The sequence below is a fragment of the Dyadobacter jejuensis genome (genome assembly GCF_003149085.1).
GTDB lineage: Bacteria > Bacteroidota > Bacteroidia > Cytophagales > Spirosomataceae > Dyadobacter > Dyadobacter jejuensis.
This window is the reverse complement of the sequence record NZ_QGDT01000018.1, coordinates 54,305-69,430: the sequence shown is the minus strand read 5'-3', so window position 1 is coordinate 69,430 and position 15,126 is coordinate 54,305. Positions and strand designations below refer to the sequence as shown.

At 46.0% G+C, this 15,126-nt stretch carries 8 protein-coding genes; 1 reads left to right on the top strand and 7 read right to left on the bottom strand.

Translation table 11 applies throughout. The features are described 5' to 3' along the window. Positions 1–696: 696 nt before the first annotated feature. The 4 genes from CLV98_RS21605 to CLV98_RS21590 all read right to left on the bottom strand — a co-directional run bounded on the left by CLV98_RS21605 (position 697) and on the right by CLV98_RS21590 (position 7,922). On the bottom strand, positions 697–2,043 hold the full coding sequence (locus CLV98_RS21605) for a hypothetical protein (RefSeq protein ID WP_109677934.1): 1,347 nt from the start codon (positions 2,041–2,043) through the stop codon (positions 697–699). 36 nt (positions 2,044–2,079) lie between these two features. After that, positions 2,080–3,330, bottom strand: a complete 1,251-nt coding sequence (locus tag CLV98_RS21600; protein ID WP_109677932.1) for a T9SS type A sorting domain-containing protein — start codon at positions 3,328–3,330, stop codon at positions 2,080–2,082. Positions 3,331–3,712: 382 nt separating this feature from the next. Beyond that, entirely contained in the window at positions 3,713–6,286 is a 2,574-nt protein-coding gene (locus CLV98_RS21595; RefSeq protein ID WP_109677930.1) for a penicillin-binding protein 1A, read from the bottom strand. 88 nt (positions 6,287–6,374) lie between these two features. Beyond that, positions 6,375–7,922: a DUF5723 family protein gene (locus CLV98_RS21590; RefSeq protein WP_109677928.1), complete on the bottom strand. Its 1,548-nt coding sequence runs from the start codon at positions 7,920–7,922 to the stop codon at positions 6,375–6,377. A gap of 267 nt (positions 7,923–8,189) precedes the next feature. On the opposite strand from CLV98_RS21590, the gene CLV98_RS21585 reads away from it, so the two are divergent. Then, positions 8,190–9,644: a gluconokinase gene (locus CLV98_RS21585; RefSeq protein WP_109677926.1), complete on the top strand. Its 1,455-nt coding sequence runs from the start codon at positions 8,190–8,192 to the stop codon at positions 9,642–9,644. 1,411 nt (positions 9,645–11,055) lie between these two features. On the opposite strand, the gene CLV98_RS21580 is transcribed toward CLV98_RS21585, so the two are convergent. Genes CLV98_RS21580 through CLV98_RS21570 form a run of 3 tightly spaced genes read right to left on the bottom strand, consistent with a single transcriptional unit; the run spans position 11,056 to position 14,954 of the window. Further along, on the bottom strand, positions 11,056–11,463 hold the full coding sequence (locus CLV98_RS21580) for a c-type cytochrome (protein ID WP_109677924.1): 408 nt from the start codon (positions 11,461–11,463) through the stop codon (positions 11,056–11,058). A 6-nt stretch (positions 11,464–11,469) separates the two neighbouring features. After that, the gene (locus tag CLV98_RS21575; RefSeq protein ID WP_109677946.1) at positions 11,470–12,642 is read right to left on the bottom strand and encodes a PQQ-dependent sugar dehydrogenase; all 1,173 of its coding nucleotides are present in this window, start codon (positions 12,640–12,642) and stop codon (positions 11,470–11,472) included. Positions 12,643–12,671: 29 nt separating this feature from the next. Then, a complete protein-coding gene (locus CLV98_RS21570; protein WP_109677922.1) occupies positions 12,672–14,954 on the bottom strand; it encodes a GH92 family glycosyl hydrolase in 2,283 nt (760 codons plus the stop codon). Positions 14,955–15,126: the final 172 nt, after the last annotated feature.

The window sequence follows — 15,126 nt, the reverse complement described above, 5'->3', positions numbered from 1 at the left end:
CCACCCGTGGGGAGGTCAATCGGCCCGAAGTTTACGGCCTCATATCCACTAGAGGCATAGTTGCCGCTCTGGGAATAGGCCTGCTGGGCGAGAAGAATAGATAGTAATAAGTAAATGGATTTTTTCATGTTTTTGGTTGTGTGAGTGTTCGAATGATTGTCTGAAAAAAATAAACTTTGAGTCAAATATACATTAAAAAGTGAATAGATAAGTAAATATTGGTTTATTAAAATGCATATGACATACAATATAAATATATTAACTTTTATATTAATTAAATTAGTTTTAAAGAAATATAAAATTGTGCTATGGTATATCTGAATAAAATTCTAAAGTTGCGTATAATATAAATTCTATATACCATAGAAAACATCATTTTGAGTAATATATGTCGAAATTATAATTCTATCCTTTCGATTATTTGAGTATATAAATGAATGATATTTTACTATATACGGACAATTGTTATTTAGGTAACCAAATAAATAATATATATATCGTGAAGAGTTATCTATAAAAAAATTAATATTAAGTTGATTAGAATATTATCGATTGGATAAAAATATTACTAACTCCTTTTAGTATACGTTTAGTTTTTGTGGTTTTGGATCTCCTTCCTTGGTTTAAGCGGAGGAAAAATCAAAACCCCCTCGGCGTATAAGCCAAGGGGGTGCATGTAGGGAGGGTTAATAATGGCTAGTTCCTGGCAATGATCCACCATTGGTTACCATCGCTTTGTACGGTAATTGACTTGTTTCCGACGGTAGCGTCCAAGACGATGGAGGCGGTGGTAGCGGCAGATCCGGCGTCTCTAAAGGTCGCAGTAATGGTATGGGTAGCCCCGGTTTGGTTCACCAAATGGTAGAATCTACCCAAATTGCTCGAGCTTGGAGTGGGTAGGGTAATATCCCCACCAACCAAAAGGGTATAGTCGTTTTCGGCTACCGTTCCAGCGGTGATTTCCCGGATATTGCCGCCGATGGAGCCTTGTACCTGCAGGGTCGATTTTGGCGAGGTGGTTCCAATCCCCACGTTTCCGGTATTGGTAATGGCCATTCTGGTTACCAGTCCCAGATCGTGGGATTCGGCAGTGTCAAAAAATAAATTGGAGCCGGAGGTGGTGTTATTGGTAATGGACACGGCGTTCCAAATTCGCGCCCCTAGGCTATTATACAAGCCCATATTGATGGCGTTGGAGGGGGCTGCTAAGGAGCCTCTATATCCTTTCATATCTAAGGTGACGTCTCCACTCCCAGGTAAGTTAGGGCCTTGAATACTCACACTCGTACCGGCTGTATTTCCTTTTATTTGCAGATTAACCGTAGGGCTAGTCGTTCCTATCCCAACTTTGCCATCTGGCAATACGATCAGGTCATTGATCTGTTGTCCGGATGTTGGGGCGCCTGTAGAATTATTATCATGTGCCCCGTCTACATGAAAGCGGCCCAAAGGATTGGTGGTGCCAATACCGACATTTTGCAGGGAGTCGATGCGCATGGCGATGGTACTATTGGTTCTTAAGGAGATATAGCTTTTTTTAGTCCCTCCTGGGTTATTATGAAGGGATATGCCGGTTTGTCGGTTAATATTGGTTCCATTGGAGAGGGCAAAGTCGAATCTTTCATTATTGGGGTCAAAGATGACGAGTCCAGCCCCTTCGGTATAATTGGCATCCCTGGCGTACCAGGTTTGTGCAAAGCTTTCATTGTGGTTGGTAGCGCCTGTTGGATTTTGAGCGTAAATCTCCAAAAATCCTTTCATGGAAGCCGCTCCCGAAGCGTTATTTTTAGCTTGGAATTTAGCGCCCCAAGTCCCGTCTACAAAAGAGCTGTAGTTGTCACCGAGTTGCAATAGGGTAGTAGGGGTGGTGGTTTTTAGTCCTACCCGTCCATTATCGGCATTGACTACCGTCATGGATCCATCAGTCGCTTCTACCTCCAGATTCACTGTGGAGGTGATGGTAGTGGGGTTACTACCTATTTTTACTTGTGCCCAGCCCAGTTGGCTGCCAAGTACTAAGGAGAGGATTAAAATTTTTTTCATAAGACCGGTTGTTAAAAGTTGAAGGAGATGATTGAATTATTGCTTTACGATTTTAATTGTTTTACCAAGGGTTTGGCCGTTAAGGTTGGATAAATAAATGAGGTACAAGCCTTTTGGAAGCTGGGATGCGTCCAAGTGTACCGTTCCTGGGCCATCTACCGTAAGGATTTTATAAAGCCTTTGTCGGCCCGAGAGATCCATCATAGAAAGCTGGGCTTTGCCTTTGTAGCTCGTTACATAGCCAACTTTAACCAGTGCTTGCGCATCTGTAATGGGGTTAGGGTAAACACTCATGCTGGCATTGGGCGCTCCACAGGTGGTCGTCAGGCTTTGCAGGCTGCTGTACGCAAAGGTGTTGTCCTGGTCCACCATTTTGAGGCGGTAATAGCTGGTACCCAGGGGCTGGGTGGTGCTATAGGTATAGGTATTTCCACTGCCTTCTACCTGTGAAGACCGCACTTGGTCAAGTTTGGTGAAGTGCAGGGCGTCTTGGCTCTGTTCTACTTCAAAATGATGCAGGTTGATCTCTCCTGTAGTTTCCCAGTCTAGGGTTACCTTACAGTCGGTTACAGAGGCAGTAAAGCTGATGAGCTCCACGGGAAGTGGGGTTTCGACGGTTCCGATGCCCAAAGCGGTGATGCCATTGGTAATATAGCCACCTAATAGGCTGAATTCGGTATTTCCCCAACCTCCGATGTCCCCACTCAAATTTACCCAACTGGTACCGTTCCATCCTACTAGTCTTAAGTCTTCGGGTAAGGCAAAATCACTCATGTCGGGAATAAATGTGAGCGCCGTTACTTGAGGTTCACTACCTTCTAAATGCAGCCAATCCCACTGTCCGGCTGCACTTACTGCCTTAATGGGGGCCGTGACAGCGGTGATATCATGGGCGCCTCCGGCTCCATCGGTGGGGTCCAGGTTGCCGCTAGGGTCCCCTTCTATCCATGCAGCGGCATAGGTGTCGGTACCCGCTGATTCCGTAACGGCGATGCCTCGAAAATGATTGGCTCCTCCAACGAATAAGGCGAATTCTGACTGCTTATAACTCTTTACATATCCATCCACATAGGTTTGAAAGTCTTCGGAGTCGTACTCTCCCGCTCCGGACATAGCAAAAAAGCCAGGGGTTGCCGATCTTTCGGTGGTCCAGGTACTGCCTCCAGTGGTGAGGCTGACGGTGCCAAAGGTGACAGCTTCATACCCTCCAGAAACATGATTTCCGGTTTGAGCCATAGCCTTTAGGCCGAGCATAAACAATACAATTGAGTAAAGTTTTAATTTCATATTTCCTATTTTGTAAAAAATGAATACTGCATAAAATTTGACTCAAAAATAGAAATAAAATTATATAATATGCCCTATAAAAATATTAAGTATATATAAATAATAGTATTGTGGAATTATACTATATTGTAATATAGAGTAATTTTTGTATGACAAAATAAATACTAAATATAGAGGGTAGAAGGAGTGTGATTCCAGAGTCAAAATTATTTCCTATTGTCAGGGTTATAATAATGGGTGGGGGGAGAGGTGATACAAACTTTTTGGCGTTTGTTTTATTGGTGGCAGGTTGTTTCGGTTTGTACACAAAAAGTGACGGCCTCTTAGGTATCAAGAGTGCTTGATACCTAAGAGGCCGCAAAGTAGTTTTTTATATACTAACCTAATTCGTTACCTGTTTTTTCTTAATACTATCGCCTGGACTGGGGACAGGCAATGGGCCAAGCAAAAGTTCGTCGTCGGCCGATGTTTTAGGGGGTAGGCTGTCTCTGATTTCCTCTTCGGCGTCGGTTTCCTCCTGATAGTACGAAGTACACTCGTAGGTTTTACTAATTGGAAAAGTAGGCTTTGGGAATGGGCCAGGGATGATTCCTAAGGACTTGTCCCGATATATTTTTTCTAGGAAGCTTCCTACGATAGGCAGGGCCGTTTTGGCGCCTTCCCCCAGGTTGGTGGTACGGAAGTGAATACTTCGGTCGTCGCCGCCTACCCAGGCTCCTACAACCAGGTCGCGGGTGATACACATAAACCAGCCATCGGAGTTGTTGGAGGTCGTTCCAGTCTTGCCGCCAATTTCGTTATTATTCATGGTTACATTAAACCGCCAACGTATACTCCCCGAGGTACCTCCAGGTTCTTCAACCCCACCTTTGAGCATATGGACCATCAAAAAGGCCGATTCCCGGCTGATAGCCCGGTGCGTTTCTGTCTCAAACTCCGCAATGTCTTTGCCGTTACGGTCCTCTATTTTGGTGACCAATATGGGGCTATTATAATTGCCATCATTTACAAATACAGAATATGCAGCCACCATATCGTAGAGAGAAACATCGAAGGGGCCGAGTCCTATTGAAGGCAGGGCCTTCAGCGGCGTGGATATTCCCATCTTCTTTGCGTATTGTACTACCCTTTCTGGAGTAACTCTTTCGGTGAGTTCGGCCGTGACGGAGTTGACGGATTGCGCCAAAGCGCGTCGTAAGGTCATATTGGCATAGGTCCAGTAGCCGGTAGCGTTTCTGGGCCTCCATTCCTTTTCTTCGCCATTTTCCGTATATTTTTTGGTAAAAGGCTTATCGACCACCTGGTCGCAAGGCGACATATTAAAGGTGCTGTCGTCTATAGCAGTGGTATATACAAAGGGTTTAAATGTAGAGCCTGGCTGGCGCTTCCCTTGACGTACGGCATCATACTTAAAAAAGTTGTAATCCAAACCGCCCACCCAGGCCTTTATTTGTCCGTTATGGGGGTTCATGGCCATCATGCCGGCTCTAAGGATCCGTTTATAATAATTCAAAGAATCCATCGAGCTCCAATACTTGCGCATCACCCCATTGGTTTGCCAGTCGTATACCTCCATGCTGTCCTTTTTGTTGAGATAGAGGGCGATACTGTCGGCGTTATTCTCGAATTTGGCGGCCAAGGTCTTATACCTTTTGGTTCTCTTGATGACCGTTTCGAGAAAACCAGGGATTTCATTCCCATTTTCGTCAATCCATGGATTGGTGTTGCGCCAGTGATCTTCGAAAACCCGCTGTAGTTGTCGCATTTTCTCGTCCATGGCTAGCTCAGCACTAGCCTGCATTCGGGAATCGATGGTGGTGTATATCTTAAGCCCATCGGTATAAAGGTCATAATCGTTTTCGGCTCCCCATTTTTTTACAAAATCAACCACGGCATTTTTAAAATAATTGGCATTGCCGTCGTAGGGGGTCTCAAACTTCGTCTTCAAAGTGATGGGCAAGGCCCTTATAGAATCGGCTTGTTGGTGGTTAAGATGGCCATATTTTTCTAATTGGCTAATGACCACATTTCGCCTTTCTAGAGAGCGTTTGGGATTTCTGATCGGGTTGTAAGTCGTAGTTGCCTTTTGAAGTCCTACCAATACTGCAGCTTCTTCTATGCTCAGGCTGTCGGGCGACTTACTGAAGTACGATTGGGCGGCTGTATTGATCCCATAGGTGTTATTACCATAATCGACCGTGTTGAAGTACATGGTCAGAATCTCTTCTTTGGTAAAGTTCCGTTCCAGCTTAATGGCCGTGAGCCACTCCTTGGTCTTGTATATAACGATACTTAGCCCTGGAATATGCCCTAGAAGCCCTTTGGCGCCACTCCGGCGGGTTTTAAAGAGTTTTTTAGCAAGCTGCTGGGTGATGGTGCTACCGCCGCCTCGGTCGGTGGCGCCTGTAGCAATTCCAATAGCGACGCTGGCCATAGCCTTGTAGTCGATACCTGAGTGGGCATAGAAACGAACGTCCTCCGTCGACACCAAGGCTTTTACCAAATTGGGGGAGATCATGTCGGCCGTTACCGGAGTACGGTTTTCGGTATAAAACTTTCCTATCAGTACGCTGTCGGCGGTATATATTTCCGACGACTGGGCCACCTTAGGATTTTGGAGGTCTTCCACACTAGGCATACTGCCCATTAACCAAAGGAAATTGGTCTCTAAACAGAAGATATAGAAAAAGAAACCTAGAAATCCGTATCCAAAAAGGCGCCATATAGAGACGATTGGCCGATAGTACCGGGACTCCCGGTCCATACGAGCATCCCACCATTGGTTCCAATGCGCACGCTTGGTCCTGTAAGCATCTGCCAAATGGCTGGTACGTTCCTTTCCTAATACGAAGGATAAGGTCCTATATATAAGAAGGTTGATAGCCTGTTTTAACTTTGTAAAAAGCCTAGTAAAGAACCTGGCGATAGCACTAAAAAATGACTTGATAACTTCCATTCAACGTTTAGAATCAAAAGAGCATCAAAGATAATAAAAGGCTTATATTTTTGGTGTTATCCTTAATTAAAGTTCTAGGTTGCTCTATTTAGTTTCGGTTAAACATTCTCTTAAAAAATGATTCTCTTGGTGGCCAGCATTGGTTCTGGGCTTTGGGTGGTTTGCGAAACAAACCAGCAGATAGCCCCATATAAATATTGAAGGCCCTCGGGTCACCGATATTTACGAGGCCCGTCAGATGATCGGTCCCGACCCAAAGGGGCCCCACCCGGCCTGCAAGGCCGAAGGTTGGCGACCTATAGCGGTTCATCAAGGTGATGGGGACAGACAGCTGGAACCATTTGTGTTCGTATCGGGGCGTGAAGGCCAGTATCGATTCGGCTTTCATTCCAAATGCCCCTTGCCCTACCAAGTTTTGTACCCACAGTCCATTGACATATACATTGGGCCTAAGCTGGTAGTCGATGCTCCCCTGAAAAGCCATAGGTAATACCGACTTAAAGTTGGGGGCCATGGGAGTACCCTCGTTTAAGGCCGTATTAATGGCGTTAAATATGCCCTCGGAGCCGCCGGGTTTTTGAAAATCATTATACCTAAACTGGGTATTATAAGTGTCCGTACTTTGTTGAAGGATATAGTATGGATTCTTATAATGGATCTTCCCGATGTCGGTTAGTGCCAGGGAGATGCGGTAAAGATATTTGTTTTTGGAGGCGTCGTGTTTTCTTTCTCCTTTTTCGGTATAGCTGTATTTGTTAATATCGGGACGGTATTCATAGACCATACCAACGTCTACCCCCCATCCGCCTCCGGGGGAGGAGTTGCCCAATAGCCAGCTGGGACTGGGTTTGAAGTCAGAAATGGCCTCGTCTTTGGTAAGGGCATAATTGGCATGAAGTTCATTGACCCCTATTAGTTCCCTTAAGTTGTTCCAGGAAGGATCAGGAAGTACGGAGAATTTCGAATCACTGATTTCAGCATGTGCATTATATAATCCTACCAGCCTTTTGACGGTGATGCCCACCTTGATAAAATCGGTTTCACTGTCCAATAGGACTCCACCGACCGTAAAAGCTATTTCTCCAAAACCGTTGACATGCAAATTTCCCGATTGGTTTTCATAAATATGTCCCTGGTCTTCTTCAAACTTAGTGGTCTGGCTTATGAGCCTTGCCATGGGTTCTGTAATGCCTGAGGCATTGAGCATATAGCGCAACCGGGTGGTAACACCCACTCCAATCTTTCCCTTATAAAGCCCCACCATCAAGGAGGGAAGCCTGATATCTCCTCCGGCATTCAGGTATTTTTTATTTCCGTTCAAGTTTTCCTTTAAATAGGACCGTGGAAAGAGGATCGATCCCCGATCCGTTTTGTATTCGTCGGGGACGGTTCCTGTAATGAGGTTGAGAAAAGAGTAAGGAGCAGCATATCGAACATGGTTATTAGCCGTATAAAACTGAGTTCCAACTAAGTTAGCATGGACTGCGTACCGGCTGTCGGCTACGAAGGCAGGATTATGATATAGGGCTTGGGTACCGGCATAATTGTCCATAGCGGCCCCAGGGAGGTGTTGCGAATGGCTACATCTGGGCGTGCATAAACCAATGAGCAGCAAAATGTAGTAGTATTTAGGCATAAAAATATGGGGTGCTAGGCGAGTATGCGTTTTAAATCGAATTAATAGCGTCAACTTTGGAATTTATATACCCCTAAAGCCACAGGGTACAATATTAATCATTGGTCGGAAAATTATTGGCACTTACGGCTTATTCGGGCTAATTTATTGACTTAATTTGACATCGTTATGTATCTTAACCGAATGTATCCTTGGTTTGTTGTGAATTAATATAAAAACTTTCCTCCTTAAATTCAAATTCTACTAAAAATCCTTAAATATACCAAAATGCCTTATTTACTTGGATGTGATATTGGAACCACCAACCTTAAAATAACGGCCTTCGATTCGGAGTCGGGGGCTATCTTAGCGACTTCTAGCGAGGGATATGCCATGCAGCATCCACATCCTGGGTGGAGTGAGCAGAATCCGGAGGAAATATATGGGGCCCTGTTACGCTGTGCCCAGTCGGTGCTGGCCGAAACACATCGATATGGACGGCTGTTGGGGATCTCTTTTAGTTCGGCCATGCATGGGGTGCTGGCTCTGGATGAGCAGGGTGGGGCTTTATCCCAACTTATCATTTGGGCCGACAATAGAAGTGCAGTGGTAGCCGATGCCCTGCGTAAAACAAGCGAGGGACAGGAGATGTATCGACGGACTGGTACGCCGATTCACGCTATGTCGCCGCTATGCAAGCTCATCTGGCTGCGTGAAGAACAACCCGATCTTTTCGCACTTACTCATAAGTTTATTGGCATTAAGGAATACCTGGTATTCCGCCTCACTGGAGCGTATGTGGTCGATTATTCTATCGCTTCTGCTACAGGGCTTTTTAATATAGTAGAGCAGCAATGGGATTCCTGGACGTTACAGCGGATAGGACTATCGGAACAGAAACTGTCCAAGGCCGTATCGCCCTATTATCAAGTAGAATTAAGCGTTGGTAATGACCTGGGCGTTCCCGCCGGTACGCCGCTCATTATGGGGGCTAGTGATGGTTGTCTGGCCAATTTGGGAAGCGGCTCCATAGCCTCTAACTCCATGACGGTGACCATAGGGACCAGTGCTGCCACAAGGGTGAGCGCTACAGAACCGTATATCGACCCCAAAATGCGTACCTTCTGCTATTTGCTCGACGAATATACCTATGTAGTAGGAGGGGCGTCCAATAATGGTGCTGTGATATTCGATTGGTTAAAAGAGCAGTTCTTTCCAGACTCTAGTTACGAAGCTATTTTTAAGGAGGCGGAAAAGGTGTCCCCCGGATCGGATGGTTTGCTGCTTTTTCCATATCTACTCGGGGAGCGGTCGCCGCTATGGAGTTCCACAGTTCGGGGAGGTTTTAGCGGCCTGGATATTCAGCATACCCGCGCCCATTTCGTGCGGGCAGTCATGGAGGGGATCCTGCTCAACCTCTTCGAGGTTGGGGATATTCTAGTAGAAAAAAATGGGGTGAAGACCATCTATGCTAATGGGGGCTTTGCTCATAGCTCGCTATGGGTGCAGATGCTCGCCGATGTGTTTGGCGTGAACGTCATGCTCAACGACACCGTAGAGACGGGGACCGTCGGGGCCGTTATGATGGCCATGAAGTCCTTGGGGCTGAAAAGGGATTATTCTGAGATGGATCGGCTAACACCCGTCAGTGTACTCTTTCAATATGACCCCCAAGCACATGAAGCGTATCAAAAATCCTTTGCCCGTTTCAAAAAAGAAAGCGAAGCGTTTGCGGGGTTTTAGGGGTGTTAGGTGTTAGGTTGTTAGGTTTTTAGGGGTTAGGTATTAGATTGTTAGGGCTTAAAGGTGGGCGCCGTGCAACGGGCGCCGTGCGGTTAAAAGTTAAATGCGGCCGCCGCGCGGTTAAAGGTTAAAGGTGGCCGCCGCGCAGTTAAAAGTTTAAATGACGTTGGCTTACAGCCTAAAGCCGGTATCATTTTACCTTTGGCGTCTGAAGTCCATTGGCTTGAAAAGGAGCTGCCAAAAGCACCGAAGGTGCGGAATATTAATAGAAAACCAACACACAAAACGACCACCTAAGCACCGTAGGTGCGACATATGGGGGTATTTGGCCAGCGGCTGTTAGCTTGTTATGGGTTCGATTTTAGCGGTTAAAGGGTCTCCTGAAGCACTTTTAGTTGTTAAAAGTAAAATATTAAAGGCGGCCGCCGCGCGGATAAAAGTAACGCAAGCAGATAGGTAATAGCTATTAGGATTTAGGGATTAGTGCGTTACATTTGATCAGTATCGAAAGCCTATGGCTATGTCAGCCAGAGGGCCAATTTTATTTCAAAAAAACAATATAATTGACGTTAAAAATAGCGAGTCACATTGGTCACGCAGAGCGTGATTGTGCCTGTCGAAGGGCTATCTAGGTATTTAGGGGAAAGATGATAGGGGTTAGGGATTAGGTGCGGAGGCTGTGCGGTTAAAGGCGGCCGCCGCGCGGATAAAAGTAACGCAAGCAGATAGGTAATAGCTATTAGGATTTAGGGATTAGTGCGTTACATTTGATCAGTATCGAAAGCCTATGGCTATGTCAGCCAGAGGGCCAATTTTATTTCATAAAAAACAATATAATTGACGTTAAAAATAGCGAGTCACATTGGTCACGTAGAGCGTAATTGTGCCTGTCGAAGGGCTATCTAGGTATTTAGGGGATAGATGATAGGGGTTAGGGATTAGGTGCGGAGGCTGTGCGGTTAAATGCGGCCGCGTGGTAAAAAAAACGCGCGCATACAGCCTATTGCCTACAGCCCCTTACCAATCAATAGAAACAATATGGCAATTACAAAATTTGAGCTCCGTAGGAGCGGCATATTAAATGGTGAATGTTGCCGCTCATACGGTGGGCTAATTTTGTTTCATAAAAAACAATATAATTGACGTTAAAAATAGCGAGTCACATTGGTCACGTGGAGCGTAATTGTACCTGTCGAAGGGCTATCTAGGTATTAGGTATTTAGGGGATAGACGATAGATGAAAGGTGATAGGGGTTAGGGATTAGGTGCGGAGGCTGTGCGGTTAAAGGTGGCCGCCGCGTGGTAAAAAAACGCGTGCATACAGCCTATTGCATATTGCCTACAGCCCCTTACCAATCAAAAGTTTCGCAGTCCTAACGCCTAACACCTAAAACCTAATCCCCAACCCCTATTATTCCTCTTTAACTAATTTTACCTGCTGGGCCGTGATCATCGGTTGGTCCGACTTATAATCCCAGGTGTTCAGGATGTAGTTCATCACATCCGCTATTTCTTCGTCGTCGAGCCCTGGACTGGGCATCATATTGTCGTAAGGTACTCCGTTGACAGTTATCTTGCCGATCAGGCCATATTTGATGGCCCTGATGGACTCCTCTTGCTGTTCGATCAGATAGTCGGACTGGGCTAGGGGAGGGAAGGTGCCTGTAACACCTTCTCCGGTCCCCATATGGCAGGAGATACAGTTTTCGGAATACACCATTTTACCCCGGGCTATGCTCTTTTCAAGCTCATCGCTCGATTTTAGAAAAACATTGGACCCTATCAGACTCGCTATAACGAGGCTTAAAATGATTTTCATGAATGCTTAGTTTTTGGGGCTAATACGTACCACTTTACCAGAATTTTCTAGCACAACGTAGATGTTGCCATCATGACCTTGGCGTACATCTCGAACACGGCCAAGTTTCTCGAAAATAACTTCCCGTTTGGTAACTTTGTTGCCCTCTAAAGTCAGATGCTGCAAATACCAGAATTTCAAAGACCCTACGAGCAAATCACCATTCCAGTCTTCAAATTTGGAGTTGTCGACCAGGGTCATTCCGCATGGGGCGATAGACGGCCTCCAGAACGTAATGGGCTGCTCCATACCTGCTTTGACGGTATCTTCGGAGATGATACTATTGTCGTAGTCGATGCCATAGGTAATCACCGGCCAGCCATAATTATTCCCTTTTTCGATGATATTAAGTTCATCACCTCCCTGTGGGCCGTGTTCATGTTCCCAGAGTACGCCGGTTTTCTTATTATAGATAAGCCCTTGGGGGTTTCTGTGTCCATAGGTCCAGATAGCCGGGTCCGCATTTTTGGTTTTTACAAATGGGTTGTCGGTAGGGATTTTACCATTGTCATGCAAGCGAACGATTTTTCCCTGGTCTTTACTCAGATCCTGTGCCTTCTCCTTTTGGCCTCTTTCACCCAATGAAAGGAAAACATATCCCTTGCCATCGAAGACGATGCGCCCACCATAGTGTGGGTTGGACTTCACATTGGGGAGGGCCTTAAACAAATGTTGAACCTCCACCAAGGCATGGCCCTTTAGTTTGGCACGGAGCAAGGCGGTGTTGGCGCCAGCGTCGTCGCCAGGTTCTCCGGCTTTCTTAGGCGAGGAGTAGCTCAGGTATATCCAACCATTTTTGGCGTAGTCGGGGTGCAAGTTGATATCCAGTAACCCACCTTGCCCCTTGTAAAGAATTTCGGGAAGGCCGGTGATTTCCTGAGGATCGAGAACCCCATTTTTAACTAGGCGCAGCTTACCCACTCTTTCTGTTACCAAGAGGTCGCCGTTGGGAAGCAGGGCCGAGGCCCAGGGCATGGTTAAGCCCGTGGCAACGGTATCGACCTGATAGCGTTCCTCAATAGATTTTTCGCTAGCTGCTGCCGTATCTATATTTTGAAAGCTGGCGAGCCCTAGACTTACCGTGATAGCCGCCAGTCCTTGGCCTAAAGACCTGCGCCATACATTCGTATTAGAATTCATCTTCATGCTGTATCGAGTAGTAGTGAGACTTATTTGCTCATTGAAAACGGAGTGTCTTCCGGCTTGGTTCCCCAACCCGAGTTGGGCTGCTCCTGGAGGTCTATTTTTAGCTTTCCTCCTTTCATGATGTCCTGATGGTCTATATAGGTGCGAGACTGCTTTTTTCCATTCATGCTAACCTCCCGGATATATTTATTCGTCTTGCTGGTGCTAGGGCTTTCTACTACAAACTTTTTGCCATTTTCAAGGGTAAGCGTGGCTTTCTTGAAAAGGGGAGACCCGAGCACATATTGGGTAGTGCCTGGAGTTACCGGATAAAAGCCCAGGGAAGAAAATACATACCATGCCGATGTTTGGCCGTTATCCTCATCGCCACAATAGCCGTCGGGGGTGGGCTGGTACATGCGGTTCATGACTTCGCGCAGCCAGTATTGCGTCTTTTGAGGCGCTCCGGCATAGTTGTACAGGTATATCATATGTTGGATCGGCTGGTTGCCATGGGCGTATTGACCCATATTCATAATCTGCATTTCCCTAATCTCGTGTATCGGAAATCCATAATAGCTGTCCTCAAAGATGGGAGGTGAGCTAAACACCGTGTCGAGCTTTTGAACGAAGGCGTCTCTTCCGCCCATCAGGTTCACTAGTCCATCGATATCCTGAAATACCGACCAAGTGTAATGCATGCTGTTACCTTCCGTAAATGCATCGCCCCATTTGTAAGGATTAAAAGGCTTCTGAAACTGGCCATTCTGGTTTTTTCCTCTCATCCATTTAGTCTCCGGATCGAAAAGGTTCTTGTAATTTTGGCTACGCTTGAGGTACAGGTCTATTTCGGCCTGAGGCTTGTTTAGCTCTTTGGCAAGCTGGCTAATACAAAAATCGGCATAGGCATATTCGAGGGTTCGGGCCGCGTTTTCATTGATCTTTACATCGTAAGGAACATAGCCCAGGTCATTATAATATTCATGTCCAAAGCGGCCTACTGAGCTTACAGGGCCTGCATTCTCTGTACTCTTTATGACTGCTTCATATAGTTTCTCGATATCATACCCCCGAATCCCCTTTACATAGGAGTCGGCGATGAGCGAAGCGGAGTTGGAGCCTATCATACAGTCTCTATGCCCTGGGCTGGCCCATTCGGGTAGATAGCCACTTTCGTCATAAGCATTGGCAAGTCCCTGCATGATCTGTCCATTAAGGGTCGGGTACATCAGGGTAAAGTAAGGGAATACCGCTCTGAAGGTATCCCAAAAGCCATTGTCGGTAAACATATATCCAGGCCGAACTTCTCCATTATAGGGGCTATAATGTACTATTTTATTGTCAGCATCATATTCGTAGAACTTCCTAGGAAACAAGAGTACCCGATAAAGACAGGAGTAAAAGGTACGTATTTGGTCGATGTTTTCGCCTTCTACCTGTATGCGCGAAAGTTCTTTGTTCCAGATTTTGCGGCCTTGCTCCATGGTATGGTCGAAGCTATCCTTGCCTACCTCTCTGTCTAAGTTCAGCTGCGCCTGTTGGGGGCTAATGAATGAAGATGCGACCTTCATTCCCACTTTTTCGCCTTTCTTAGTTTTGAAACCTATTACGGCTCCGGCGTGCCCCGTTTTTATCTCTAGGGTATCCTTGGCAAGGGTCTTTCCATGAAAAACAGACTTAAATTCGAACGCTTTGTCGAATTGTAAGACGAAGTAATTTTTAAAATTGGCGGGTACTCCACCGCTGTTTTTGGTGGTATAGCCTATAATTTTATTTTCGGATGGGATAATTTTGACATAAGACCCCTTGTCAAAGGCATCTACGAGAACATAGGCACTGTCGGTTTTCGGAAACGTAAAACGAAACTGAGCGGCCCTCTCGGTAGGTGCTATCTCGGTAGTCACGTCATAATCGGCCAGGTATACCTTATAATAATGCGGCTGGGCTATTTCGGCTTTATGTGAAAACCAGCTGGCTCTTTCCTCTTCGCCGATTTTGATAGATCCGGTCATGGGAAGTACCGAAAACTGGCCATAGTCGTTAATCCATGGGCTAGGTTGGTGGGTCTGTTTAAAGCCCCTGATCTTGTCGGACTGATAGGTATAGCTCCAGCCATCTCCCATTTTGCCAGTTTGAGGCATCCAGAAGTTCATCCCCCAGGGCAGGGCAATGGCGGGATAGGTGTTGCCTGTCGAGAGACTTGGTTTCGATTGGGTGCCCATCAACGGGTTTACCATGGCCACCGGGTCGGTGGGATTGTAAGCGGGTTGGCTCATAGCCGAAAGGCTGCATAGCCATAGAATAGAGAGTATTAAGGGTGTTTTCATTAAGGAAAATCGGTTTAGCAATCAATGGCAAATGTATGATTTTAAATTGAATAATTTGGTTTTAACCCCACAACATTTCGATTTTTTTCTGCCATTATGGCAAGGCATGGTTATTTTGGTTACCTAATGGTGGCAAGAACTCAAAAGAATGAAAAGGCTTATTTGTCTGCTA

Coding starts and splice junctions, on each gene's coding strand:
- CLV98_RS21570 (WP_109677922.1), bottom strand. CDS start 14,954: ATGAAAACACCCTTAATACTCTCTATTCTATGGCTATGCAGCCTTTCG.
- CLV98_RS21575 (WP_109677946.1), bottom strand. CDS start 12,642: ATGAATTCTAATACGAATGTATGGCGCAGGTCTTTAGGCCAAGGACTG.
- CLV98_RS21590 (WP_109677928.1), bottom strand. CDS start 7,922: ATGCCTAAATACTACTACATTTTGCTGCTCATTGGTTTATGCACGCCC.
- CLV98_RS21580 (WP_109677924.1), bottom strand. CDS start 11,463: ATGAAAATCATTTTAAGCCTCGTTATAGCGAGTCTGATAGGGTCCAAT.
- CLV98_RS21585 (WP_109677926.1), top strand. CDS start 8,190: ATGCCTTATTTACTTGGATGTGATATTGGAACCACCAACCTTAAAATA.
- CLV98_RS21600 (WP_109677932.1), bottom strand. CDS start 3,330: ATGAAATTAAAACTTTACTCAATTGTATTGTTTATGCTCGGCCTAAAG.
- CLV98_RS21595 (WP_109677930.1), bottom strand. CDS start 6,286: ATGGAAGTTATCAAGTCATTTTTTAGTGCTATCGCCAGGTTCTTTACT.
- CLV98_RS21605 (WP_109677934.1), bottom strand. CDS start 2,043: ATGAAAAAAATTTTAATCCTCTCCTTAGTACTTGGCAGCCAACTGGGC.